The 22,658-nt window shown below is 68.4% G+C and carries 20 protein-coding genes; 6 read left to right on the top strand and 14 right to left on the bottom strand.

Annotated features, from left to right (window positions below):
* The first annotated feature begins 79 nt into the window (after positions 1-79).
* The 4 genes from ASF27_RS00665 (at position 80) to ASF27_RS00650 (ending at position 6,402) form a co-directional block, all read left to right on the top strand.
* Positions 80-1,174, top strand: a complete 1,095-nt coding sequence (locus ASF27_RS00665) for a lysylphosphatidylglycerol synthase domain-containing protein (RefSeq protein ID WP_056171746.1) — start codon at positions 80-82, stop codon at positions 1,172-1,174.
* Positions 1,175-1,208: 34 nt separating this feature from the next.
* Positions 1,209-2,489, top strand: a complete 1,281-nt coding sequence (locus ASF27_RS00660) for an ATP-binding protein (protein WP_056356973.1) — start codon at positions 1,209-1,211, stop codon at positions 2,487-2,489.
* A 105-nt stretch (positions 2,490-2,594) separates the two neighbouring features.
* Positions 2,595-5,075, top strand: a complete 2,481-nt coding sequence (locus tag ASF27_RS00655) for a heavy metal translocating P-type ATPase (protein WP_156467411.1) — start codon at positions 2,595-2,597, stop codon at positions 5,073-5,075.
* Between the two features lie 142 nt (positions 5,076-5,217).
* Positions 5,218-6,402: a M20 aminoacylase family protein gene (locus ASF27_RS00650; protein ID WP_056356969.1), complete on the top strand. Its 1,185-nt coding sequence runs from the start codon at positions 5,218-5,220 to the stop codon at positions 6,400-6,402.
* 23 nt (positions 6,403-6,425) lie between these two features.
* On the opposite strand, the gene truB is transcribed toward ASF27_RS00650, so the two are convergent.
* The 8 genes from truB to ASF27_RS21955 form a co-directional block, all read right to left on the bottom strand.
* Positions 6,426-7,469, bottom strand: a complete 1,044-nt coding sequence (gene truB / locus ASF27_RS00645) for a tRNA pseudouridine(55) synthase TruB (protein ID WP_056171739.1) — start codon at positions 7,467-7,469, stop codon at positions 6,426-6,428.
* A gap of 140 nt (positions 7,470-7,609) precedes the next feature.
* Complete coding sequence (rbfA, locus tag ASF27_RS00640; RefSeq protein ID WP_056171737.1) at positions 7,610-8,038, bottom strand: 30S ribosome-binding factor RbfA; 429 nt, start codon at positions 8,036-8,038, stop codon at positions 7,610-7,612.
* A 176-nt stretch (positions 8,039-8,214) separates the two neighbouring features.
* Positions 8,215-9,090 (bottom strand): hypothetical protein, encoded by an 876-nt coding sequence (locus ASF27_RS00635; protein ID WP_056171735.1) that lies wholly within the window; start codon positions 9,088-9,090, stop codon positions 8,215-8,217.
* 309 nt (positions 9,091-9,399) lie between these two features.
* Entirely contained in the window at positions 9,400-12,336 is a 2,937-nt protein-coding gene (infB, locus tag ASF27_RS00630) for a translation initiation factor IF-2 (protein WP_056265954.1), read from the bottom strand.
* A complete protein-coding gene (locus tag ASF27_RS00625) occupies positions 12,337-13,146 on the bottom strand; it encodes an RNA-binding protein (protein ID WP_056172172.1) in 810 nt (269 codons plus the stop codon). It abuts the gene before it with no gap.
* A 110-nt stretch (positions 13,147-13,256) separates the two neighbouring features.
* On the bottom strand, positions 13,257-14,867 hold the full coding sequence (gene nusA, locus ASF27_RS00620; RefSeq protein WP_056171732.1) for a transcription termination factor NusA: 1,611 nt from the start codon (positions 14,865-14,867) through the stop codon (positions 13,257-13,259).
* 72 nt (positions 14,868-14,939) lie between these two features.
* Positions 14,940-15,713, bottom strand: coding sequence for a ribosome maturation factor RimP (rimP, locus tag ASF27_RS00615; protein ID WP_056356965.1), 774 nt, complete (start codon positions 15,711-15,713; stop codon positions 14,940-14,942).
* A gap of 190 nt (positions 15,714-15,903) precedes the next feature.
* Complete coding sequence (locus ASF27_RS21955) at positions 15,904-16,473, bottom strand: hypothetical protein (RefSeq protein WP_156467410.1); 570 nt, start codon at positions 16,471-16,473, stop codon at positions 15,904-15,906.
* A gap of 12 nt (positions 16,474-16,485) precedes the next feature.
* On the opposite strand from ASF27_RS21955, the gene ASF27_RS00605 reads away from it, so the two are divergent.
* Entirely contained in the window at positions 16,486-17,937 is a 1,452-nt protein-coding gene (locus ASF27_RS00605; protein WP_056356960.1) for a TIGR00366 family protein, read from the top strand.
* An 8-nt stretch (positions 17,938-17,945) separates the two neighbouring features.
* Positions 17,946-18,515 carry a hypothetical protein gene (locus ASF27_RS00600; RefSeq protein ID WP_056356957.1) on the top strand — a complete coding sequence of 190 codons (570 nt, stop codon included), beginning with the start codon at positions 17,946-17,948 and terminating at the stop codon, positions 18,513-18,515.
* Between the two features lie 11 nt (positions 18,516-18,526).
* Here the strand turns inward: ASF27_RS00600 and ASF27_RS21950 are convergent, their stop codons facing one another.
* The 6 genes from ASF27_RS21950 to rnpA form a co-directional block, all read right to left on the bottom strand.
* Positions 18,527-18,682, bottom strand: a complete 156-nt coding sequence (locus tag ASF27_RS21950) for a hypothetical protein (RefSeq protein WP_156467409.1) — start codon at positions 18,680-18,682, stop codon at positions 18,527-18,529.
* Positions 18,679-18,915, bottom strand: a complete 237-nt coding sequence (locus tag ASF27_RS00595) for a hypothetical protein (protein WP_056171720.1) — start codon at positions 18,913-18,915, stop codon at positions 18,679-18,681. The genes ASF27_RS21950 and ASF27_RS00595 overlap by 4 nt, the downstream gene beginning before the upstream one ends.
* A 31-nt stretch (positions 18,916-18,946) precedes the next feature.
* Entirely contained in the window at positions 18,947-19,324 is a 378-nt protein-coding gene (locus tag ASF27_RS00590) for a DUF423 domain-containing protein (RefSeq protein WP_056356954.1), read from the bottom strand.
* On the bottom strand, positions 19,321-19,983 hold the full coding sequence (gene yihA, locus ASF27_RS00585; protein WP_056171716.1) for a ribosome biogenesis GTP-binding protein YihA/YsxC: 663 nt from the start codon (positions 19,981-19,983) through the stop codon (positions 19,321-19,323). The genes ASF27_RS00590 and yihA overlap by 4 nt, the downstream gene beginning before the upstream one ends.
* A 160-nt stretch (positions 19,984-20,143) precedes the next feature.
* Positions 20,144-22,006 (bottom strand): membrane protein insertase YidC, encoded by a 1,863-nt coding sequence (gene yidC, locus ASF27_RS00580; protein ID WP_056302645.1) that lies wholly within the window; start codon positions 22,004-22,006, stop codon positions 20,144-20,146.
* Positions 21,999-22,589 (bottom strand): ribonuclease P protein component, encoded by a 591-nt coding sequence (gene rnpA, locus ASF27_RS00575; RefSeq protein WP_082478783.1) that lies wholly within the window; start codon positions 22,587-22,589, stop codon positions 21,999-22,001. Before rnpA ends, yidC begins: the two co-directional genes overlap by 8 nt.
* Positions 22,590-22,658 lie beyond the last annotated feature (69 nt).

Raw genomic sequence — 22,658 nt, 5'->3', positions numbered from 1 at the left:
GCGGTCCGGCACAAGCCCGGGCCATCCATGCCGCCGCCAAGGCCGAGCGGGGTGCCCGGCGGAGGCGGACGCCGATACGATGAACTTTGCGGGACAGCACAAGGAGCTCGGCCGGGCCGAGACGATCGGCGAGGACGCGTCCGGCGTCGAGCCCGACGATGCTCATTCCAGCGATTCCCGCCCCAGCGATATCCCCGCGGCTCCCGCCGCCAAGCGTTCCTTTAAGGGGCGCTACGCCTGGATCGGCACCATCGCCAGCATCGTGATCTTCGCCGTGTCGGTCTACGTCCTGTGGCGGCTCGTCGAGACGGTCACGTGGGCCGAACTCCACGCGGCCTTCACGGCGGCGACACCGGGACAGCTCGGACTCGCCTTCCTGTTCGTCGCCGTGAGCTATCTGTTCCTGACCTGCTACGACGCCCTGGCCCTGCGACAACTCCAGATCGTTGTCCCCTACCGTACGACGGCGCTCGCCTCGTTCACCAGCTATGCGGTGAGCTTCACCCTCGGTTTCCCGCTGCTGACGGCCGGCACCATCCGCTACTGGATCTATTCCGGCCGCGGCTTGAGCGCCGCCAAGATCGCCGCCCTCACGGTGATCGCAGGCTTCACCTTCTGGCTCGGCATGGGCGTGGTGCTGGGATTGAGCCTCATCGCGGAGGCCGGGCAACTCGCCGGGCTCACCTTCACCAGCATCCGCCTCAACCAGGGGGTCGGCCTCGCCGCACTCCTGTCCGTCGTCGCCTACCTCGCCTGGGTGTCGCTCAAGCGCCGCAGCGTCCGGGTGAAGGGCTGGCGCCTCGAGCTACCCGGAGCTTCGGTTTCGTTGAGCCAGATGGTGGTGGGCATCGGCGACGTCTGCGCGGCCGCCGCCACCTTGTACGTGCTGTTGCCGGCTGAAACCTCCATCGGCTTCACGACCTTCGTCGCCATCTACGTGCTCGCCGCCATGCTGGGCATCGCCTCGAATGCGCCCGGCGGCCTCGGTGTGTTCGAAGCGACGATCCTGCTCGCCCTATCGAGCCTGCCGCGCGATCAGGTGCTCGGCTCCCTGCTGCTGTTCCGGGTCTGCTACTACCTCGTGCCGTTCGTCATCGCCCTGTCGATGTTGGGGGGCTACGAAGTGCTGAAGCGCGTCCGTGCCGGGCGTCTCCGGCGCGCTGAAGGGACGTGATCGCCGCCGTCTGAAAAGCGGCAGGGAGGGCAGCATGGCACGGGGCGCGCGTCGATCCGCCTGGACCGCCGCCGCGTGCGCGAGCGTCGTTCTCGGCCTGTGCGCTTGGGCGCGCGGGACTCTGGATGTGCCGTGGATCGCCGCCTCCGTCGCGGCCCTAGCCCTCGGAGGCTTCGTCGGTGGCCTGTTCCGCACCCGTATCCGGGCAGCGCCCGAGGCCTCTGCCCATGCACGGCATTCCGTCGCCGAGGCGCTCCTTGCCAACATTCCCGATCCGGTGATCCTGGTGGACCGGCGCGCCGTGGTCATCGAGGTCAATCCCGCCGCCCGCGCGCTCCTTCCGGCCCTGAAACTTCGCCATCCGCTCTCGTTCGCCCTGCGCGCGCCCGATGTTCTCGATGGCATCGAGGAGGTGCTGCGCACCGGCGCCCCCCTGAAGACGCTCTACGCCACCCGGGTGCCCACGGAGCGTGCCTTCGAGGTGCAGATCGGCGCCCTGCCGATGCCCGACGGGCCAGCGGGCGGCCAGCCCAATGTCGTCCTGTTCCTGCGTGACCTCACCTCGGCCCGACGCCTGGAGGCGATGCGCGTGGATTTCGTCGCCAACGCGAGCCACGAACTGCGCACCCCGCTCGCCTCGCTCCTCGGCTTTATCGAGACTCTTCAGGGGCCGGCCCGGAACGACGCCCCGGCCCGCGAGCGCTTCCTTGCCATCATGAAGACCCAGGCGCATCGGATGACGCGCCTCATCGACGACCTGCTGTCCCTGTCCCGCATCGAACTGCGCGAGCACGTGCCACCGACGAAGCCCGTCGATCTCGCCCGGATCGCCCGCGAGATGGTCGAGACGCAAAGTCCCCTTGCACGGGAGCGCGGCGTCGAAGTGACGTTCGAGGCGGACGGCGTCCACCCAATGCCGGGCGAACGCGACGAACTCCTGCGGGTGGTCGAGAACCTCGTCGAGAACGCCGTGAAATATGGCGGCCGCGGCGGCCGCGTCGCCGTCTCGGTCGCCCGCCTCGTGGAGTTGCCGCCACGCCGCGCCCGCATCGTGCTCGCCGTGCGTGACGAAGGCCCCGGCATCGCGCCCGAGCACATCCCGCGCCTGACGGAGCGATTCTACCGCGTCGACGTCGCCTCGAGTCGGGATCAAGGCGGCACGGGCCTCGGCCTCGCCATCGTCAAGCATATCGTCAACCGCCACCGTGGCCGCCTCGTCATCGAGAGCGCTCCGGGTGCCGGGACCACCGTGCGGGTGTCCTTTCCCGAATTCGTCATGGAGCCCGGCAACGCGGCCGAGACGGCCGGACGGTGAGCCCATGCGCTCGGACGAATCCCCGGAGCGCGACGCATTTGCGACATACCGGGCGTGCGCCCACGTTCGATTTTCCTCTCCGGGCCCAAGCCCCACATGAGGAGCATGACACGCCCTGCGCACGCCTCTCCTCCTTCGTTGCCCAACCGCTTCGACTTTCCGGTCACCGGCTTGTCCTGTGCCTCCTGCGTGGGGCGGGTAGAGCGTGCCCTGACGGCGCTGCCGGGAGCATCGGAGGTTGTGGTCAACCTCGCAACGGGGCGTGCCAGCCTGCGCCTCGACGGCACCGGTGCGGGGGCGGCCGTGGAAGCCATCGCCCGGGCGGGCTACGGCGTCCCGGAAGCGACGACGGCGTTCGATATCACCGGCCTGTCCTGCGCCTCCTGCGTGGCTCGAGCCGAGCGTGCCATCGCGGGCGTCCCGGGGGTGATCGCAGCGTCCGTCAATCTGGCCACGGGGCGCGCCACCGTGCGTCACACGGAAGCGGTGGTCGCGTTCGATAGACTCGCCGCAGCCGTAAGGGGGGCGGGCTACGAGGCCGTTTCGGGCGCCGTCGCCGCGCGGGAGACACCCGAAAGCCGTCGGCAGGCGGAGCGAGCCACCCTCCAGCGCGATCTTCTTGTCGCCGCTCTTCTGGCAACACCCGTCGTCGTCCTCGATATGGGCGGCCACATCGTCCCCGGCCTTCACCATGCCACCGGGACGATGGTCACGGCCTGGATTCAAACCATCCTGGCGACCCTGGTCCTGGCCGGTCCGGGCCGCCGCTTCTTCGTTCAGGGCGTTCCGGGTCTCCTGCGCGGTCACCCCGACATGAACGCCCTCGTCGCCCTCGGGGCCGGCGCGGCCTACCTGTACTCCCTGGTCTCGGCCTTCGCCCCGCATTGGCTGCCGCCCGGCACCGCGCATCTCTATTTCGAGGCGGCGGTACTGATCGTCACCCTCATCCTCCTCGGGCGCACCCTTGAGGCACGGGCCAAGGGCCGTACGGGTGCCGCCATCGCCCGCCTCGTGGGTCTGTCGCCCACCACTGCCCGTGTGATCCGTGACGGCGGGGAGCGGTCCGTGGCGCAGGCGGATCTGCGCCTCGGGGACGTGGTGCGGGTCCGCCCCGGCGAGCGCGTCTCGGCCGATGGCACCGTGGTCGCGGGAACGAGCTTCGTCGACGAAAGCATGGTGACGGGCGAGCCCGTGCCCGTCTCCAAGGGCGTCGGCGATGCCGTCATCGGCGGGACGCTCAACACCACGGGCGGATTCGACCTCGCCGTCGGAGCCATCGGGACCGAAACGGCCTTGGCCCGGATCGTCGCCATGGTCGAGGCCGCGCAGGGCGGTAAGCTCCCGATCCAGGCCGTGGTCGATCTGGTCACCGCCTGGTTCGTACCCGCCGTCATGATCGTCTCGGCCCTGACCTTCGTCGCCTGGTTCGTCCTCGGCCCGAGCCCGGCCCTGGGCTTCGCCCTCGTCAACGCCATCGCGGTGCTCATCATCGCCTGTCCGTGCGCCATGGGCCTGGCGACGCCGACCTCGATCATGGTCGGTACGGGGCGAGCGGCCGAACGCGGCGTTCTGTTTCGCAGTGGCACCGCTCTCCAGGCTTTGCGCGATGCGCGGGTGGTTGCCCTCGACAAGACTGGGACCCTCACGGAGGGTCGTCCGAGCCTCACCGATCTCGTGCCGGCACCGGACGTCTCGGACGACGAGGTTCTGGCGCTGGCCGCGGCCCTCGAAGCGCGTTCGGAACATCCCGTCGCCCGTGCCATCGTGGAAGCGGCCGAAGCGCGGGGGCTTACCCTCGCGCCGGTGACCGAGTTCGAGGCTTCGCCGGGGTACGGCATCACCGGGCGCGTCGCCGGCCGATCGGTGGCGGTCGGGGCGGACCGCCACATGGCCCGGCTCGGTATCGCCACCGCCGCACTCGCCGCGCAGGCCGCCGCCCTGGAGATGCGAGGCCGCAGTCCTCTCTACGTCGCCGTGGATGGGCGCTTAGCCGCCCTCGTCGCCGTCGCCGATCCGATCAAGCCGGGTGCAGCAGAGGCCGTCGCAGCCCTGAAGAGGCGCGGCCTCGCCGTTGCCATGGTGACCGGCGACGCACGCGGTGCCGCCGAAGGCGTGGCCAGAACCCTCGGGATCGACACGGTTTTCGCCGCGCTTCTTCCCGACGGCAAGGTCGAGGCCGTGCGCGCGTTGCGGGCACGCTTCGGCACTGTGGCCTTCGTCGGCGACGGGATCAACGATGCACCGGCCCTGGCGGAGGCGGAGATCGGTATCGCCATCGGCACGGGTACGGACATCGCCGTCGAGAGTGCCGACGTGGTGCTGATGTCCGGTGCCCTGGACGGCCTCGTCACCGCGATCGGTCTGTCGCGGGCGGTGATGCGCAACATCCGGCAGAATCTGTTCTGGGCGTTCGCCTACAACGTCGCCCTGATCCCCGTGGCGGCGGGCCTGCTCCACGCCTTCGGCGGTCCCCTGCTGTCGCCGGTGCTGGCTGCGGCCGCCATGGCCGTGTCGAGCGTCTTCGTGCTGGCCAACGCCCTTCGCCTGCGCCGGGCCGACGGGGTGCGCGAGGCCGTCACCGGGTGATTCGCCGCCACATCCCGAAATCGGGTAGGTTCGATGCGGTCGTGGGCCCGATCACGCGTCTGGCCCCTTGTTTGCTGAGCCGTCTTGCGTTTGTCACCCGAAGTCCATCCTGAGAGGGGCCGCCCCTTCGAAAGTCAGTCCCATGCCCGTCCTCGACCGGATCGCAGCCCTGGCGCCGGAGATCACCGCCTGGCGCCACGATCTGCACGCCCATCCGGAACTGCAATACGACGTCCACCGGACCGCTGGCTTCGTCGCCGACAAGCTCAGGGCCTTCGGCTGCGACGAGGTGGTAACCGGCATCGGTCGTACCGGCGTCGTCGGGGTGATCCGGGGGCGGGCGCACGGCTCGAACCGGGTCATCGGCCTGCGCGCGGATATGGACGCACTGCCGATCCGGGAAGTGCGCGATTTGCCCTATCGCTCGACGAACCCCGGGAAGATGCATGCCTGCGGGCATGACGGTCATACGGCCATGCTGCTCGGCGCGGCGCGGTATCTCACCGAAACCCGCGACTTCGACGGAACGGCGGTGATGATCTTCCAGCCGGCGGAAGAGGGCGGCGGCGGCGGCGAGGCCATGGTCCGCGATGGGCTCATGGAGCGCTTCGGCATCGAGACCGTCTACGGCATGCACAACATTCCGGGTCTGGCGGTCGGTCACTTCGCCATTCGGCCCGGCCCGATCATGGCCTCCACCGACCGCTTCACCATCACCGTCGAGGGCAAGGGCGGCCACGCCGCACAGCCGCACGCGGCCATCGACAGTGTCTTGGTGGCGAGCCACGTCGTGGTTGCCCTCCAATCCATCGTGGCGCGTTCCGTCGACCCCCTCGACAGCGCCGTGGTCTCGGTCTGCGCCCTGGAAGCCGGAGAGGCCTTCAACGTCCTGCCGCAATGCGTGACCCTACGGGGGACCATGCGGGCCCTGTCGAAACCCGTGCGGACTCTGGTCCAGGGCCGCATCGAAGCGGTGGTCACCAACGTCGCGGCGGCCTTCGGCGCACACGGAAGCATCGTGTTCGGCAGCGGCTACCCGGTGACCGAGAACCACCCGGCGGAGACGGATTTCATCGCCGACGTGGCGGCCGGTCTCGTGGGCGAATCACAGGTCGAGCGCGCTGTGGCGCCCATGATGGCGGCGGAGGATTTCTCCTACATGCTCGCCCACCGGCCCGGTGCCTACATCTTCCTCGGCAACGGAGACAGCGCCGGACTGCACCACCCGGAATACGATTTCAACGATGCGGCCGCCCCGTACGGCGCCTCGCTCTGGGCGCGCGTCATCGAGACCGGGCTGCCCCTCCGGTCGGGCACGCCCGAATAGGGCGACCCGGCCTGAGGTCCGGTTCAGCCCCGCTGGGGCGCGGTACCGCCGAGATGGAACACCCGGTGTGGCACCAGTTCGCCGCGCTCGACATCGCCGACCGCCACCAGGATGCCGCCGCAGGTGGCGAAGGCTTTGCCCTCCACCGGGGCGTCGCGCCCACGCAGGATCACCGCCTGACCGCGCATGAGGCGTAGTGCCATGTCGCGGGAGACGGGCACCGACGGAACGGCGTCGAGGGCCGTTTCGACGGGATGAAGGTGCGGACCGTTCCCGTCGGGGCCGGCTTCCTCGAGGGTGGCGACGACGCAGGATTCGGCCTCGGCGAAGGGACCGACGCGGGTACGGCGCAGGGCCGAGACATGGCCGTAGCAGCCGAGCATCCGCCCGAGGTCGCGGGCGAGCGCCCGCACATAGGTGCCCTTGCCGCACTCCGCCTCGATCACCGTGCGCTGTCCGTCATGCTCCACCACGGCGAGGTGGTCGATCTGGACGGGGCGAGCCACAAGCACCACCTCCTCGCCGTCGCGGGCGAGGTCGTAGGCGCGTTCCCCGGCGATCTTGATGGCCGAGTAGCGCGGCGGCACCTGCTCGATGGCGCCGACGAAGCTCGGCAAAGCGGCTTCCACGGCCCCGCGCTCGGGCCGGCTCTCGCTGGTGGCGACGGGGCGCCCCTCGGCGTCGTCCGTGTCCGTCTCGATGCCCCAGGTGACCGTGAACACGTAGGCCTTGCGGCCGTCCATGACGAACGGAACGGTCTTGGTCGCCTCACCCAGCGCGATGGGAAGGATGCCGGATGCCAGGGGGTCGAGGGTGCCGGCATGGCCGGCCTTTTTGGCATTGAAGGCGCGCTTCACCACCGCGACCGCATGGGTCGAGGTCATGCCGACGCCCTTGTCGAGGATCACCCAGCCGTTGACGTCGCGGCGCTTGGGGCGGTCGGGCCGTGGCCCGCCGCGCGGCGGCCGGCGTCCTTCGGCGGGGCGAGCATCGGCGGCCGTGTCGTCCGCGCCGAGGGGCGGCGGAACACCCTCATCGGGGGATTCGATGGTCGTGTCGTTGGTCATGCTGTCCTCGGTCGAGGGACGGGGCGCACGCGGGGCCAGGGCCGTCCGGTCTTGGTGTCTGGAAAAAAGATCGGCGCGGGAATGCTACGGCGTCCCCTGGTCGTACGTTCGGGGTCCGCTTCGGGACACCGACGGAACTATCAGGCCGCCTCCGGGTCCGGTCCGTCCTCGTTGGACTTCTGCGCGTCGAGGTCGCGCCGGACCTTGTCCGTGCGCAGGAGGGCGTCGATCCGGTCGGCCTCGTCGAAGGTCGCATCGCGTAAGAAGCGCAGGTCGGGCGCGAACTTGAGGTTCACCCGGCGGGCCACCTCCTGGCGCAGGGCCTTCTTGTTGCGCTCCAGGGCGGCGATCACCGGTGCTTCGTTCTGGCCGCCGAGCGGCATGATGTAGGCCGTGGCGAGCTTCAGGTCCGTCGACATGCGGACCTCCGGCACGGTGATGACGTGCGCGCTCAGCACCGGATCCTGGATGTCGCCGCGCTGGAGCACCTCCGCGATGGCGTGGCGGACGAGCTCGGCCACGCGCTGCTGGCGCTGCCTCGGTCCGGTCGGGGTCTGTCTCTGAGCCATGAACGGTTCTGATCGTCTTGTCGGAACGGAGGGTTGGCGACCCGCCCCCCACCGCCCGGCGGACGGAGCTCGAGGGGAAGACCGCCATCGGTCCGTCACTGATACGGAGCATCGATCCGCCGCCGCTTGGAAAACGGAAGCCGGCCAGACCGAAGCGGATGTCGAAGGGGCCTCTCTTAGCCCAAATACTCGTTCCGGATATAGGCCTGTTGTGCGCGTTTCGCCGTCGCCGGGGTACGGGCCGGGTGGTCGTGAATGTGCGCGGCGAACATCCGGTCGATCCATTGCGCGTTTTTGAAGATGCGCTTCGACCGCAGGAGGTTGAACGGCGCGATCTTCCGCATGGGGTGGGCCGCGTTGAATTCGGCCACCGCCAGCAGCTCGCCGTTCCACGGATTGCAGCCGTCCATGGCGACATCGTCGAGGTAGACCGGCACGATGGGCAGGTACCGGTCGGGGGCACCGTCGAGCACCGGCAGGGTTCGTACCGTCGAGGAGTAATAGTCCACGTCCACCGAAACGAAGCCGATGGGGGCGTCGGGGCCGACGCCGGCGAGGTAGCCCGGGATCGTCTCGGCCACGTCGCCGATGAGCAGGCGGCAACGCTCAGGCAGGGCGCGGCGCAGGGCCTCGAAATCCATCGGATAATCGCCCTCCTGGAAATATTCCGGCAGGTCGCGGTGATCCACGGCGGGGGGCATGCCGGTGCCGGTGTCGAAGCCGACGACGTCGATGCTCACCCCCGTCGCGGCTTCCGTGCGTGCCGCGAGCGCGCACATGTTGAGGAGGCCCGCTCCCGTGGCCACGCCGAACTCCAGGATCGCGATCCGCTTGAGGCCGAGCTTCTTCGCCGATTCCGCGGCGAACAGGATCGGGTAAGCGTATTGCTGGCGCACCACGAGGTCGAAGGCGACCTTGGCCGGGTAGCTGCCGAACAGGGCCACGCCCGCCGAAATGATGTTCAGATGCAGGGGCTCGGTGAGCCGCTCGACGAAGATCTTCCGGTACTTGTTGTCCGACAGGGCCCGTCGCAGGGCGTATGAGTTCAGCATCGTGCCCGCCTCGACCGGGCCGTATGCCGGTCGTTCCGCGGCCCATATAGCCGCCTCGCACCTGCAGCGACGAGAGGGCCGTGTGCCTTCCCCCAGCCAAACTCGACGATGCGGTTAAGGCCCGACATAGCGACTAGGGCATGCCTGCGCGGGACGCGATCCCCGCCCTGGTCGATCTTCCCCGTCTGGTGCAACGACGGACACCCGCTGCCGACCGATGAACCCCGCGTGCCGTGCGATGTGGCCGGAAACGAGAACAGGGCCGCGACGGATGTCGCGGCCCTGTTCGTCTGGATCCTGCCCGTACGCTCAGAGCGTGCGGCGGATTTCCTCGACCCGGTAGCACTCGATGGTGTCGCCGGCCCGCATGTCCTGGAAGTTCTCGAAGGACATACCGCACTCGTAGCCGGAGATGACTTCCTTGGCGTCGTCCTTGAGGCGCTTGAGCTGCGAGAGCTTGCCCTCGTGGATGACCACGCTGTCGCGGATGAGGCGAACGTGGGCGCCACGCTGGACCACGCCGTCCGTGACGCGGCAACCAGCGATCTTGCCGACCTTCGACACGTCGAAGATCTGCAGGATCTGGGCTTCGCCCAAGCGCTCTTCGCGGAGCGTCGGGGGCAGCATGCCCGACAGGGTCGCTTTGATGTCGTCCACGAGGTCGTAGATGATGTTGTAGTAGCGGATCTCGACGCCCTTGTTCTCGGCCGACTCGCGCGCTTCCTTGTGGGCCCGCACGTTGAAGCCGATGACGACGGCCTTGGAAGCCTCCGCCAGGGTGATGTCCGACTCGGTGATGCCGCCCACACCCGAGAGCAGGATGCGCGCCGACACCTCGTCGTTGCCGAGCTTCTCCAGGGCGCCCGTGATGGCTTCCACCGAACCCTGCACGTCGCCCTTGACGACCAGCGCCAGTTCCTTGCGGCCGGCGCCTTCCTTGAGGTCGCGCATCATGTCGACGAGCGAACGGTTAGCGCCGCCCGTGCGGGCTGCGATGCGCTCGCGCTTCTGACGGGCACGGTACTCGGTGACCTCGCGAGCACGGGCCTCGTTCGGCACCACCACGACACGGTCACCCGCATCCGGCGTTCCGTTGAAGCCGAGCACTTCCACCGGTACCGAGGGACCGGCGTAGGGAACGTTCTCGCCCTTGTCGTCGATGAGGGCGCGAACACGACCCCACTCGGCGCCGGCCACGACGATGTCGCCGGTGAACAGGGTGCCGCGCTGCACGAGGACCGTGGCCACGGGGCCGCGACCGCGATCGAGCTTGGCCTCGATGACCGTGCCCTCGCCGTCGCGCGTCTCGTTGGCGCGCAGGTTCATGATCTCGGCCTGCAACTGCAGACCATCGAGCAGTTCCTCGAGACCGTCGCCGGTCTTGGCCGAGACCTCGAATTCGAGGGTCTCGCCGCCCATGGACTCGACCTGGATGTCGTGCTGCAACAGCTCGGTACGGACCCGCTGCGGGTTCGCCTCGGGCTTGTCGATCTTGTTGATCGCCAGGATGAGGGGCACGCCCGCCGCCTTGGCGTGGGCGATGGCCTCCACCGTCTGGGGCATGACGCCGTCATCGGCCGCCACCACCAGCACGACGATGTCCGTCACCTTGGCGCCACGGGCGCGCATGGAGGTGAAGGCCGCGTGGCCGGGGGTATCGATGAACGTCACCATGTCGCCGCTGGGGGCCGCGACCTGGTAGGCGCCGATGTGCTGCGTGATGCCGCCGGCCTCGCCCGAGACCACGGTGGTCTTGCGGATGGCATCGAGCAGCGAGGTCTTGCCGTGGTCGACGTGACCCATGATCGTGACGACGGGGGGACGGGGATCGAGATCCTCCTCCAGTTCCGGCTCGTCGCTGAACAGGCCTTCCTCGACGTCCGACTCCGCGACGCGGCGCACGGTGTGGCCGAGCTCCTCGGCGATGAGCTGCGCTGAGTCCGAGTCGATCACGTCGGTGATCTTGTGGATCTCGCCCTGCTTCATCAGCAGTCGGATCACGTCCACGGCCCGCTCCGACATGCGGTTGGCGAGTTCCTGAATCGTGATCGTCTCCGGGATCGTCACCTCACGCGAGAGCTTCTCTTTCTGCTCGACGTGACGGTTGCCGCTCATACGCTGCTGGCGACGGCGGAACGAGGCGACGGAGCGCGTGCGCTCGTCCTCGCCCGAAGTCGCGGTCGCTATGGTGAGACGTCCGCGATTCCGGTCGCCGCCCGGCTGCTTCGGGGTCTTGGGCGGCGTGATGATCTTGAGCGGCATGCCGGGACGGCGGATCACGCGCTTCTGCTCGTTCTCCTCCTCGGCGGCCTGCGGACGACCCGGCGTGCGGGCCGTGGTGGCAGCACCGGCCGGACGCGCGGCGGTGGCCGTCGTCGGCGTGGTCGGCTCCGGCTCGGGGGCCGGGGCGGGGCGGGCCATGAAGTTGAGGTCGCGCGGCTTGCGCACGTCCGCCGTGATCGTCTTGCGCGGCTCGGAGGAAGCCGGGCGCGCAGTCAGGGGCGGACGTGCCGCAGGCGCTGCAGGTGCAGCGGCGGGACGCACCGGAGCCGCAGCGGTGGCTGCAGGGGCCGCCGGCGCGCGCGGAGCCGCGGGCGGCGTGCGAACGATGGTCGGGGCCGCCGGCATCGGCGCCGTCTTGGAGACGGTGGGCGCCGGTGCAGGCGCCGCGTCGTCGGCAGCGACAGCCTTCGCGGCCTCCTTCGAAGCCTCCCTGGCGGCCTCGTCGGCCGCGCGGCGCGCTTCCTCGGCGGCGGCGAGGCGAGCCTCTTCTTCCTGACGGCGACGGGCTTCCTCGTCGCGCTTGCGCGCTTCGGCGGCCTCACGCTCGCGCTGCTCGACGGCCAAGCGTTCGCGTTCGGCGGCGGCATCCGCCTCCGCACGTTGCTTGGCCTCGGCCTCGCGACGCTTCGCATCGGCGAGGGCGGCCGCGCGGGCGTTGCTCTCCTGCTCGCTCAGCGTGCGCAGCACGACGCCCGACGCCGAGCGCTGAGCCTGGCGGGGCGCTGCGGGGGGCGGAGGGGGCGCAACGCGCGTCGCCGGAGCGACAGGTGTCGTTTCCCGTACGGGTGCGGCCGGTGCCGCGCCGATCACACGACGCTTCACCGTCTCGACCACGACCTGCTTGGTACGGCCATGGGAGAAGCTCTGACGCACCGTTCCCTGCTCGATCGGGCGCTTCAAGGACAGCGGCTTCGAAGGGGGTCTCGCCTGCGTCTTGTCGCCCGGATTGTTCGTATCGCTCATTCAGTCCAAACCCTGAGGGTTTCCATCGTCCCGAGAACCGGCAAACTGCTGTGCGCCGGGCGAATCCGTCACTTCGTCGTCGTGCAGATCGGAAGTGGTTCGCCCATAACGGGCGGAACCGGCCTCCTCGGCCGTCGTCGCCAAACCTTCGAAGGAACGGAGCCGACGCCAACGCGCAAGGCAGCCGGAACTCCCGACTCCTGCGACGAGAGCCGCATGTATCACATGATCCCGGCCCAAGGCCACGCCCAATTCTTCATTGGACAGGCTATCGATGACGGGAATGCGGGATATGGCATCGCCATGGCGGCGGTGCAATGCCGCCGCGATCTTCCGGCGGCCGTCGGCGCTGCCGTCGTGCGCCTGGATCACCGCCGCGACGCCGGCCTTGTCGCCGATGGCCGCCTCGACCTTGGCGAAGCCCGCCACCACGCAGCCGGCCTTGTTGGCGAGCGACAGGGATTGACGCAAATCTGCCCGGAGGCCTTCCGCGATTCGGTCCGCAAGGTCGGCCGGTGCCGCAGCGTCCTTGGTCTTGAACGCCCGTTGGAACGCGCGTTTCTTCAAGGCTTCGATCACCACCGCGCGCGTCGGCGTGAGCCACGCGCCCCGCCCGGGAAGCCTGGCCCGCAGATCGGCCACCACCTCACCGTCGGGCGAGAGTACGAATCGGATGAGCCCGTCGGGCGGCCGCTTCGTGCGGGTGACGATACAGCTCCGCTCCGCGCCCTGGCGGCCACGGCCGAGCCCGGCATCGAGCAACGCGCTCAATTCCGTCTCCGTTGCCTCGGCCGCGGGATCGACAGCCATGGGATCGTCGGGGATGGGCGCCATGGCATCCTGAGGGACGGGGGGATTTATGCGAAAACGGAGGGGCCGGGCTCGCCGGTTCCCTCCGCTCGATGTTCAGGTGTCGGCGATCAGGCGGTGGCAGGCGCCTCGGCATCCTCGGCCGCACCGTCCGCTTCGGCGGCTTCCGTCGGCGCCTCGATCCAGCCGGCATGCACGCGGGCCGCCATCACCATGGCCTCGGCTTCCGTGCGGGACACCTCGAACCCATCGAGATAGCCGGCGTGGCGCGTCGCCTCGGGGCCGCGCCCCTCGGTGTAGCCGACGAGATCGTCCGTGGCGCAGCCGGCGAGATCCTCGATGGTCTTCACGTCGTTCTCACCGAGCGCCACCAGCATGGGGGTGGTGATGCCGTCGATCTCGCGCAATTCGTCCTGCACGCCGAGCTCCTGGCGCTTGGCGTCGAATTCCGATTCGATCCGGGCGAGGTGGTCCTGCGCACGCGCCTGGATCTCGGTGCCGCTTTCCTCGTCGAGGCCCTGGATGTTGGCGAGTTCGCCGGGTTCGACGTAGGCGATCTCCTCGACGTTGCGGAACCCTTCGGCCGCCAGCAGCTGACCGACGGTCTCGTCGACGTCGAGGGCTTCCATGAAGATGGCGGTGCGCTCGGCGAACTCTTTCTGGCGGCGCTCCGACTCCTCGGCCTCGGTGAGGATGTCGATATCCCAGCCGGTGAGCTGCGAGGCGAGGCGCACGTTCTGGCCGCGGCGTCCGATGGCCAGGGAAAGCTGGTCGTCCGGCACCACCACCTCGATGCGGTCGGCCTCCTCGTCGAGCACCACCTTCACGACCTCGGCCGGCTGGAGCGCATTGACGATGAAGGTGGCCTGATCCTCGGACCACGGAATGATGTCGATCTTCTCACCTTGAAGCTCGCCGACGACGGCCTGGACGCGCGAACCGCGCATGCCGACGCAGGCGCCGACCGGATCGATGGAGCCATCGCGCGAGATCACCGCGATCTTGGCGCGCGAGCCCGGATCGCGGGCCACCGCCTTCACCTCGACGATACCGTCGTAGATCTCCGGAACCTCCTGGCCGAAGAGCTTGGCCATGAACTGCGGATGCGAGCGCGACAGGAAGATCTGCGGCCCACGCACCTCGCGGCGCACGTCGAACAGGTAGGAGCGGATTCGGTCGCCGGGGCGGAAGGTCTCGCGCGGAATCATCTCGTCGCGGCGGACGATGCCCTCGCCGCGTCCGAGATCGACGATGACGTTGCCGTACTCGACGCGCTTCACGAGGCCGTTCACGACCTCGCCGATGCGGTCCTTGTACTCGTCGAACTGACGGTCGCGCTCGGCGTCGCGTACCTTCTGGACGATGACCTGCTTGGCCGACTGGGCGGCGACGCGGCCGAAATCGAAGGGCGGCAGGGTGTCGGAGATCACGTCGCCCACGAGGGCGCCGGGGTTGTAGCGGCGGGCCTGATCGAGGGTGACCTCGCGGGCGTCGTTCTCGACCTGATCCACCACCACGAGGTGACGTGACAGGCGGAGCGCGCCGGTCTTCGGATCGATCTCGGCATGCACGTCCGTCTCGGCGCCGTAGCGCGAGCGGGCCGCCTTGGCGATGGCCTCCTCCATGGCGTCTATGACGATGGAGCGGTCGATCACCTTTTCGCGCGCGACTGCTTCGGCGATCTGCAGGAGTTCGAGCCTGTTGGCGCTGACGACGGCCATCGGTTTTCGTCCTTCTCTTCGTCGTGGTTTTTTCGTGATCGCGTCGCGCGTTCGAGCGCGATCCGGGCGTTTCTAGTGAAGCTTGCCGTCATCCTTCACCCGGACCGCCTTGGTACGGATGGGCTTGGCCTTGTTCTGGGCCTTGATGGCGAGGCTCGCTTCGGTTTCGATCTTCTCGGGCTTGGGCCGGGCCGAAGCCTTCGGCTTAAGCGGCCGTGAAATCTTCTTCTTAAGGGGGGGCGCCGGCTCGGCCTCGGGGCCGTCCTCGTCCTCGTCCTCGTCGTCCAGCATCGGCGGCGGGCCACCGCCCCGGCGCAGGGACTCACGCACCAGATCGTCCGTCAGGACGAGATAGGCATCGCCGAGATCGCGCAAGGGCAGATCGATCCGGCTCGGCAGGCCTTCCTTCACGTCGGGCAGGTCGATGGGCACCGTGAGTCCGTCTGGATTGGGCGTGCGGATGATCCCACGGAACCGCTTGCGACCCTCGAGGGGCACGGCGAGCTCGATCTTTGCCTCGTAGCCGGCCCAGCGCTCGAAATCGACGGCCCGCACCAGGGGACGGTCGATGCCCGGCGAGGAGATCTCGAGGTAGTACGGCTTGCCGATGGGGTCATCGAGGTCGAGGAGCGGCGAGATCGCCCGGCTCACCGCCTCGCAATCGTCCACCGACATGGTGCCGTCCGGCCGCTCGGCCATGATCTGCACCGTGCAGCCGTTGGCGCTCGAGACCCGCACCCGCACCACCCGAAAGCCCAAGCCTTCGATGGAAGCCTCGATGACCTGGACGACGCGCGCGGCGACGCCGGTCTCGGTGATCAGACGTTTTTCGGGAGAGTCCGCCATGCTGCGCTTAAAGTCCGGCCTTGGTCGAAGGGATCCGGTGGCGCTGGGCTTGCGGCAATAAAAAAGAGCGGACCCGGTGGGGCCCACTCCCGAACCGCAGCCTCAAGACTGCAACCAGAACTGATGCGCTTTAGTTAGTCCCGTCGCGGGTTCGTTTCAAGCGGTTTCGCGCGCTGGAAATCGAACCGCGTCAGTGACCCGAATCGCGTACGGCCATTCGGAGTTGGCTTTCCAGGCGAGCGAGACGCTGGGTCGCCGCCTTGTGGAGGCATCCCCGGAAGCTGTCGCCGGCGAAGAAGCCGATTTCGGCCTGGCGACGACATTCGAGGAGGGGCGGCCCGAGAACCACTCCCAGCGCCACGACGAGCACGATGCCGACGTTGATCAACGCCGCGGCGAGCCACGCCCTTCCGCTGCCGAATGCGCGGCCGCCGGATGGAACGGGCCGTGCCGCATCGTTTCCCGTCGTCAGGTCACGAACGGACGGAGGCGGTCCACGCCGGGTCGCCATCAGGCGGTCGAGATCGATGCCCTGAGAAGCTTTGGCCAACACATCCCCCTGGTCCGGCGCCCCCGTCGTCCGAGGCGATTGCCCCGGGTCCAAGCTGCACACGAGCGATGTTCGGCCTCCAATCTTGAAGGAACCGCAAAGATCGGAGCGATCGTCTGACATCTCGGGCCGAACGTGTTCATCACCGGTGACGCCCGCTTGAGCGTAGCGGTGGTTTGCGCAAGATGCGGCCACCGCTCCGAACGCCACGGAATTCCGCCCATGTCGAACACATCCCGCCCGCCCGCCGGCCCGACGGGGGACCCGGCCACCGAGGGGGCGCTGTCCCGCTTGGGGATCCGCTTCACCGCTTGGGCGGAAAAGTGGTTTCCGGATGCGTTCGTCTTCGTCGCCATCGCGGTGGTGATCGTGGCGCTCGGCGCGCTGGCCAACGGCGCCCCGCCGGCGGCCATCGCGAAAAGCTTCGGCGACGGGTTCTGGAGCCTGATCCCCTTCACCATGCAGATGGCCTTCGTCACCATCGGCGGCTACGTCGTGGCCACCGCCCCTCCGGTGCAGGCTCTGATCGACCGCCTTGCGGCGATTCCGAAATCCGGTCGCGGCGCCGTCGGTCTGGTGGCGGCGGCCACCATGCTGTCGTCGTTCCTCAGCTGGGGCCTGAGCCTGATCTTTGGCGGCCTCCTCGCTCGGGCGCTGGCGCGGCGCACGGAGCTGAAGATGGATTACCGCGCGGCGGGTGCCGCCGCCTATCTGGGGCTCGGTGCCACCTGGGCCATGGGCCTCAGTTCGTCCGCGGCCCAGCTTCAGGCGAACCCGGCGAGCCTGCCGAAGAACCTCCTCGCCATCACGGGCGTGATCCCGTTCAGCGAGACGATCTTCCTGTGGCAGTCGATGCTGATCGCCGTGATCCTATTCGTGATCTCCATCATCATCGCCTACGTCTCGGCACCCGGGCCGGCCAATGCCGTCACCGCGGAATCCATGGGCGTCGATGTCTCGCGCGAAAAGCCCGACACCACGCGTCCGAGCCAGCCGAGCGAGTGGCTGGAGCATTCGCCGATCCTGACCCTGCTCCTCGCGGTGCTGGCGGTCGGCTGGCTCGTGCAGGAATTCGCCCGGCAATCCTGGATCACCGCGATCTCGAGCCTCAACACCTACAACTTCCTGTTCCTCACCCTCGGACTGCTCCTGCACTGGCGGCCGAAGAACTTCCTGAGGTCCGTCGGCAAGGCCGTGCCGGCCACCGCCGCCGTCCTGATCCAGTTTCCGTTCTATGCCGCCATCAGCGCCATGCTCACGGGGCCGAAGAACGGGGCCGGCACGTCCGTGTCCGACGTCATCACCCACGCGTTCGTGAGCCTGAACACCACGGGCAGCTTCCCCATCTCCATGGGCGTCTACTCCGCGGTGCTCGGCTTCTTCGTGCCGTCCGGCGGGGGAAAGTGGCTCCTGGAAGCGCCCTACGTGATGCAGGCGGCCAACGAACTTCAGGTCCATCTCGGCTGGGCGGTGATGGTCTACAACGCGGCGGAAGCCCTGCCGAACCTCATCAATCCGTTCTGGATGCTGCCGCTGCTCGGCATCCTCGGCCTGAAGGCCCGCGACATCGTCGGCTTCAGCTTCCTGCAACTCATCATCCACCTCCCGGTGGTGCTGTTCCTGCTCTGGGCATTGGCCTTCACCCTGACCTACCACCCGCCCGTGATGCCGTAGGCTGCGTGATGTCCAACCCCGACCGCATGCCGGAACTTCCGGTCGAGCAACTCACCGACGCCCAGAAGGCAGCGTCGGAGGCGTTTCGCGTGGCACGCAAGGGACCGGTCTTCGGGCCGTTCGTGCCGCTCCTGCGCAGTCCCGAACTGATGACCAACGCCAACACCATGGGGCTGCACCTGCGCTACCGCAGCGTGCTGCCCCTGCATCTGTCGGAACTGATCATCCTGATCACGGCGCGGGAATGGACCCAGCAGCTGGAGTGGCACATCCATGCGCCCATCGCCGTAAAGGCCGGGCTCGATCCGGCCCTCGTCGCGGCGATCCAAGAGGGGCGGCGTCCCGATGCGATGGGTCGGGAAGAGGCGTTGGTCTACGCTTTCTCGATGGAGCTTCACCACGACAAGGCGGTGAGCGACACCACCTACGCCCGCGTCGTCGAGGCCTTCGGCGAGCAGGGCGCCATCGAGATGGCGGGGATCAACGGCTACTACACGTTGCTCGCCATGAGCATGAACATGGCCCGGACGGCCCTGCCGGACGGAGCGACGCCGCAATTGCCGCCGTTGGTCGGGTAGTTCTCGAGTTTCTATCGTGCCTGCTGGCCGGCGGCGCGGTTCGATGTCGGAACCGGATCACGCGCCTGACGACGACCTGCGGCCTCGTGCAGGCGGACGGCGACATATCCCATCACGACGACGATGGCGGGCGTGACGACGAATGCGAGGATGGCAAGGTCCGTCATGGGGTAAGCTCCTTCAGCGTACGCCTCGCCAACAGATGTAGGATGGTCGCAGCGGTAAGCCAACCGGCAATCCCCAGCATCAGAGCAAGCGGTTTCAACGTCACCTGCAGATTGCTGACATTGTAGATGTAGCCGGCCACGGGCGTTGCGATCCCGACGGTGAAGCAGGATGTCGCCGCCGTGTTGAGCGCAGTCGCCAGGAGTTTGGTCTGTTCGTTGAAGACGATGCTCATTGGGTCGACCGTCGCGCGAGGCGTTGCCGGTTCACGACCGGCCCCGAACCGGCACGAACGCCGCCACGGCGGCCAGCAGCCATCCGCCCATGAGCAGGACCCCGCCCGTGGGCGCGGCCATGGCAAACAGCGGCGTGCCGTGGAGCGCCCGCAGGGCGAGGTCGCCGGAGAACAGGGCCAGGCCCACGACGAGGGCGGCGGCGGCGAGCCGGGTGAGGAGACGGTGCGTCGCGCCCGTGGCGGCCAAAGCCACCAGTCCGAGGAGGGCGGGGGCGTGGAACAACAGGAACTGCGCGGCCGTCTTCAGGCTGTCGGCCCCGGCCCCGTGGGCCGCCCTCGCGCTTGCCGCGACCCCGAGGAGGCCGGCGAGGGCGCCCAGCGCCATGAGGATGCGGTCGGGCAGGGTCATGCGCCGCGCTCCTTGAGCAGGCGGGCGACGCTGGCGCGCAGTTCCGGCACGCCGCGATCGTCGCGGCTCGAGGTGATCAGGATCTCCGGATAGGCGGCCGGGCGCTTCGACAGGGCTTCACGGGTCTTCTCGATGCGCGCCTCGATCTCGGACTTCTTCAGGGCGTCGCCCTTGGTCAGCACCACCTGATAGCTCACGGCGGCCTGATCGAGGCCGTCGAGGACGTCGGTGTCGATGCTTTTCAGGCCGTGGCGCGAGTCGATGAGCATGAACACCCGGGCGAGGTTGGCCCGACCTTTCAGGTAATCGTGGATGAGGTCGGTCCAGGCCTCGACCTTGGTCTTCTCCACCGCCGCGTAGCCGTAGCCCGGCATGTCGACGAGGGTCAGGCGGCCGCCGATGTCGAAGAAGTTGAGCTGCTGGGTGCGGCCGGGCGTGTGCGAGGTCCGCGCCAGGGTGTTGCGGCCGGTGAGTGCGTTGACGAGGCTCGACTTACCGACGTTGGAGCGCCCCGCGAAGGCGATCTCGACGCCCTTCATGGGCGGCAGGGCCACCACGGTGGGGGCGGAGGAGAGGAAGTCGGCGGCGCCGGCGAACAGGAGGCGGCCGGATTCGAGGAGCGCGGCGTCGGCTTCGGTCTGGGATTCTGATTGAGACATGGGTCGGGACCGATCGGGGCGGGCGTATCCGCCATTCGAGAGCCGACACGCGAGAAACAGGACGGTCCTCCCCGTCGCAGGACAGGGAGGACCGACGGGGAGAGGGCGAGCCGTGAAGGCGCCGGTCCGGTTCGTGTCGGACCGGCGTCTTTCGAAAAGATCAGCTTTTGGCCGGCGCGTTCTTGTCGGCGGGCTTCTTCTTGAACATCCCCGAGAGGTTGTCCCACAACTCCACCTTCACGCCGTTGCGGCGCATGATGACGTATTGCTGAATCACCGAGAGGGTGTTGTTCCAGGCCCAGTAGATCACCAAGCCGGCCGGGAAAGAGCCGAGCATGAACGTGAACACGATCGGCATGAAGGTGAAGATCTGCGCCTGGACCGGGTCCGGCGGCGCGGGGTTCATCTTCATCTGGATGAACATCGTGATGCCCATGATGATGGGCCAAATGCCGAGGTGGACGATGTCCGGCGCCGCGTAGGGGAGCAGACCGAACAGGTTGAGGAAGCTCGTCGGATCGGGCGCGGCCAGATCCTGGATCCAGCCGAAGAACGGCGCGTGCCGCATCTCGATGGTGATGAACAGCACCTTGTAGAGGGCGAAGAACACCGGAATCTGGATCAGCACCGGCCAGCAGCCGGCGACCGGATTGATCTTCTCCTTCTTGTACAGCTCCATCATCGCCTGCTGCTGCTTCAGCTTGTCGTCGCCGTAGCGTTCGCGGATGGAGGCCATCTCGGGCTGTACGGCCTTCATCTTGGCCATGGACTGGTAGGACTTGTTGGCGATGGGCAGGAACAGGAGCTTCAGGCACAGGGTCACGACCAGGATCGCGACGCCGAAATTCCCGAACAGGTGGAAGAAGAAGTCCAGCGCCCGGAACATCGGCTTGGTGATGAAGTGGAACCAGCCCCAGTCGATCATCAGATCGAACTTCTCGATGCCGAGGTCCTTTTGGTAGCCGTTGATGGTGTTGACTTCCTTGGCCCCGGCGAAGAGCTGCTGGGTCGCCGTCGCCGTGGCGCCGGGATCGACGACGCGCACGCCGCCGAGCACGCTCGCCTGATAGACCTTGGTGGCGCCGTCCGTGCGCTCGGTGAAGCTGCCGGTGTATGGCGCCGCCTGATCGGGGATCGCTGCCGCGGCCCAGTACTTGTCGGTGATGCCGACGAAGCCACCGGTGACGCCGGTCCAGGCCTTGCCCTTGGTGGCGACGTTGCCGAGCACCGGCTCCTTGGCGAGGTGGTCGTAGGTGTATTCCTGCAGGCCCTCGGCGCCGAGCACGCCGATCATGCCCTCGTGGAGCACGTAGTAGCCCTGCGTCGTCGGCTTGCCCCAGCGCGAGACGAGGCCGTACGGGTACAGGCTGACGGCGGCCGCACCCTTGTTCTCGACCTCGTCGCGGACCGTGAACATGAACTTGTCGTCCACGGCGATGATGCGGCGGAAGACCAGGCCGGCGCCGTTGTCGAAGCTCAGGGTGACGGGCTTGCCGACCGACAGGGTGGTGGCGTCGGCGGTCCAGACCGTGTCGCCGCCGGGTAGCGGGCCGGCATTCTGGCCGACCCAGCCGAATTCGCCGTAATAGGGATTGGCCGTGCCGGTGGGGGAGAGCAGCACGATGCGCGGGCTCTTGTCGTCCACGGTCTCGTGGTAGTTCTTGAGGAGGACGTCGTCGATGCGGCCACCCTTGAGGGCGATGGAGCCGGCGAGTGCCGGCGTGTCGATGGTCACGCGGGGCGAGCGGGCGATCACCGCCTCGCGGGGCTCGACAGCGCCTTGGCCGTTGCCGGTGGCACCCGGAAGGGTCCCGGGCACGGGGGCGGCCGGGCCGCCTTCCTTCGGGCTCGGGCTCGGTACGCCGTCGGCCGAGGTCGCCGCCTTGCCCTGGAGCGCTTGGGCTTGGAGGGTCGCCTGACGCTGCTGCTCGACGCGCGGGGCGGCGATGAAGTAGTTCCAGCCGAGCAGGACCGCCAGCGACAGGGCGATCGCGACGATCATGTTCGTCTTGTCATTACCCATCGGTCGGTCCGTCGCATGCGTTGGGAATGGGGGAGGGCGCCGTGGCGCGGCCCTGCGAGGCGTCAGCCCCGGGACCAGAGGCCAATAGCGGCATCGTGGAGTCAGCGCCAGACGCCGGCCGGTCGGATGTCGGCTTGTCGGATGCAGGCTTGCCCCGACCACGCCGGGGGCTGGAGCGGACTGCCGCCTCGCCAGCCGAATCCTTGCGCGTCTGCGGCTTGGTCACGATGGGTACGGCGCGGCGCAGGTCTTCGATCAGAGTCTCGAACGCGGCGGACAGAGCCGGGCGCCGAGCGATGAGCACCACGTCGGCCGCCGGACTCGGCAAGACGTCTTCCGCCGCGCGCAGGGCCGCGCGAAGACGCCGCCGGATGCGGTTGCGCTCCGTGGCGTGCCCGACCCGCTTCGTGATGGTGAAGCCGATGCGCAGGCCTTCGGCCACTGCGGCGGGTTCCTCGCCGGACTTCTGCACAGACTCGCTGCGCAGTCGGCCCTGGGCGGAGAAGCGCTCCGTGTGGAAGCGTCGTCCGCTCGCCGCGGTCAGGAAGTCCGAGCGTTGCCTGAGCCGTCCGATCGTCGCCACGGCCAATCCGATCTCGTGGCCGGAGGCCAAGGTCATAAGACCGGGTTCAGACAGGACCGGCCGCCCGAA

The sequence above is a fragment of the Methylobacterium sp. Leaf102 genome (genome assembly GCF_001422425.1).
Lineage (GTDB): Bacteria > Pseudomonadota > Alphaproteobacteria > Rhizobiales > Beijerinckiaceae > Methylobacterium.
Note: the sequence above shows the minus strand (reverse complement) of the source record. Positions and strands in the feature narration are given on the sequence as shown.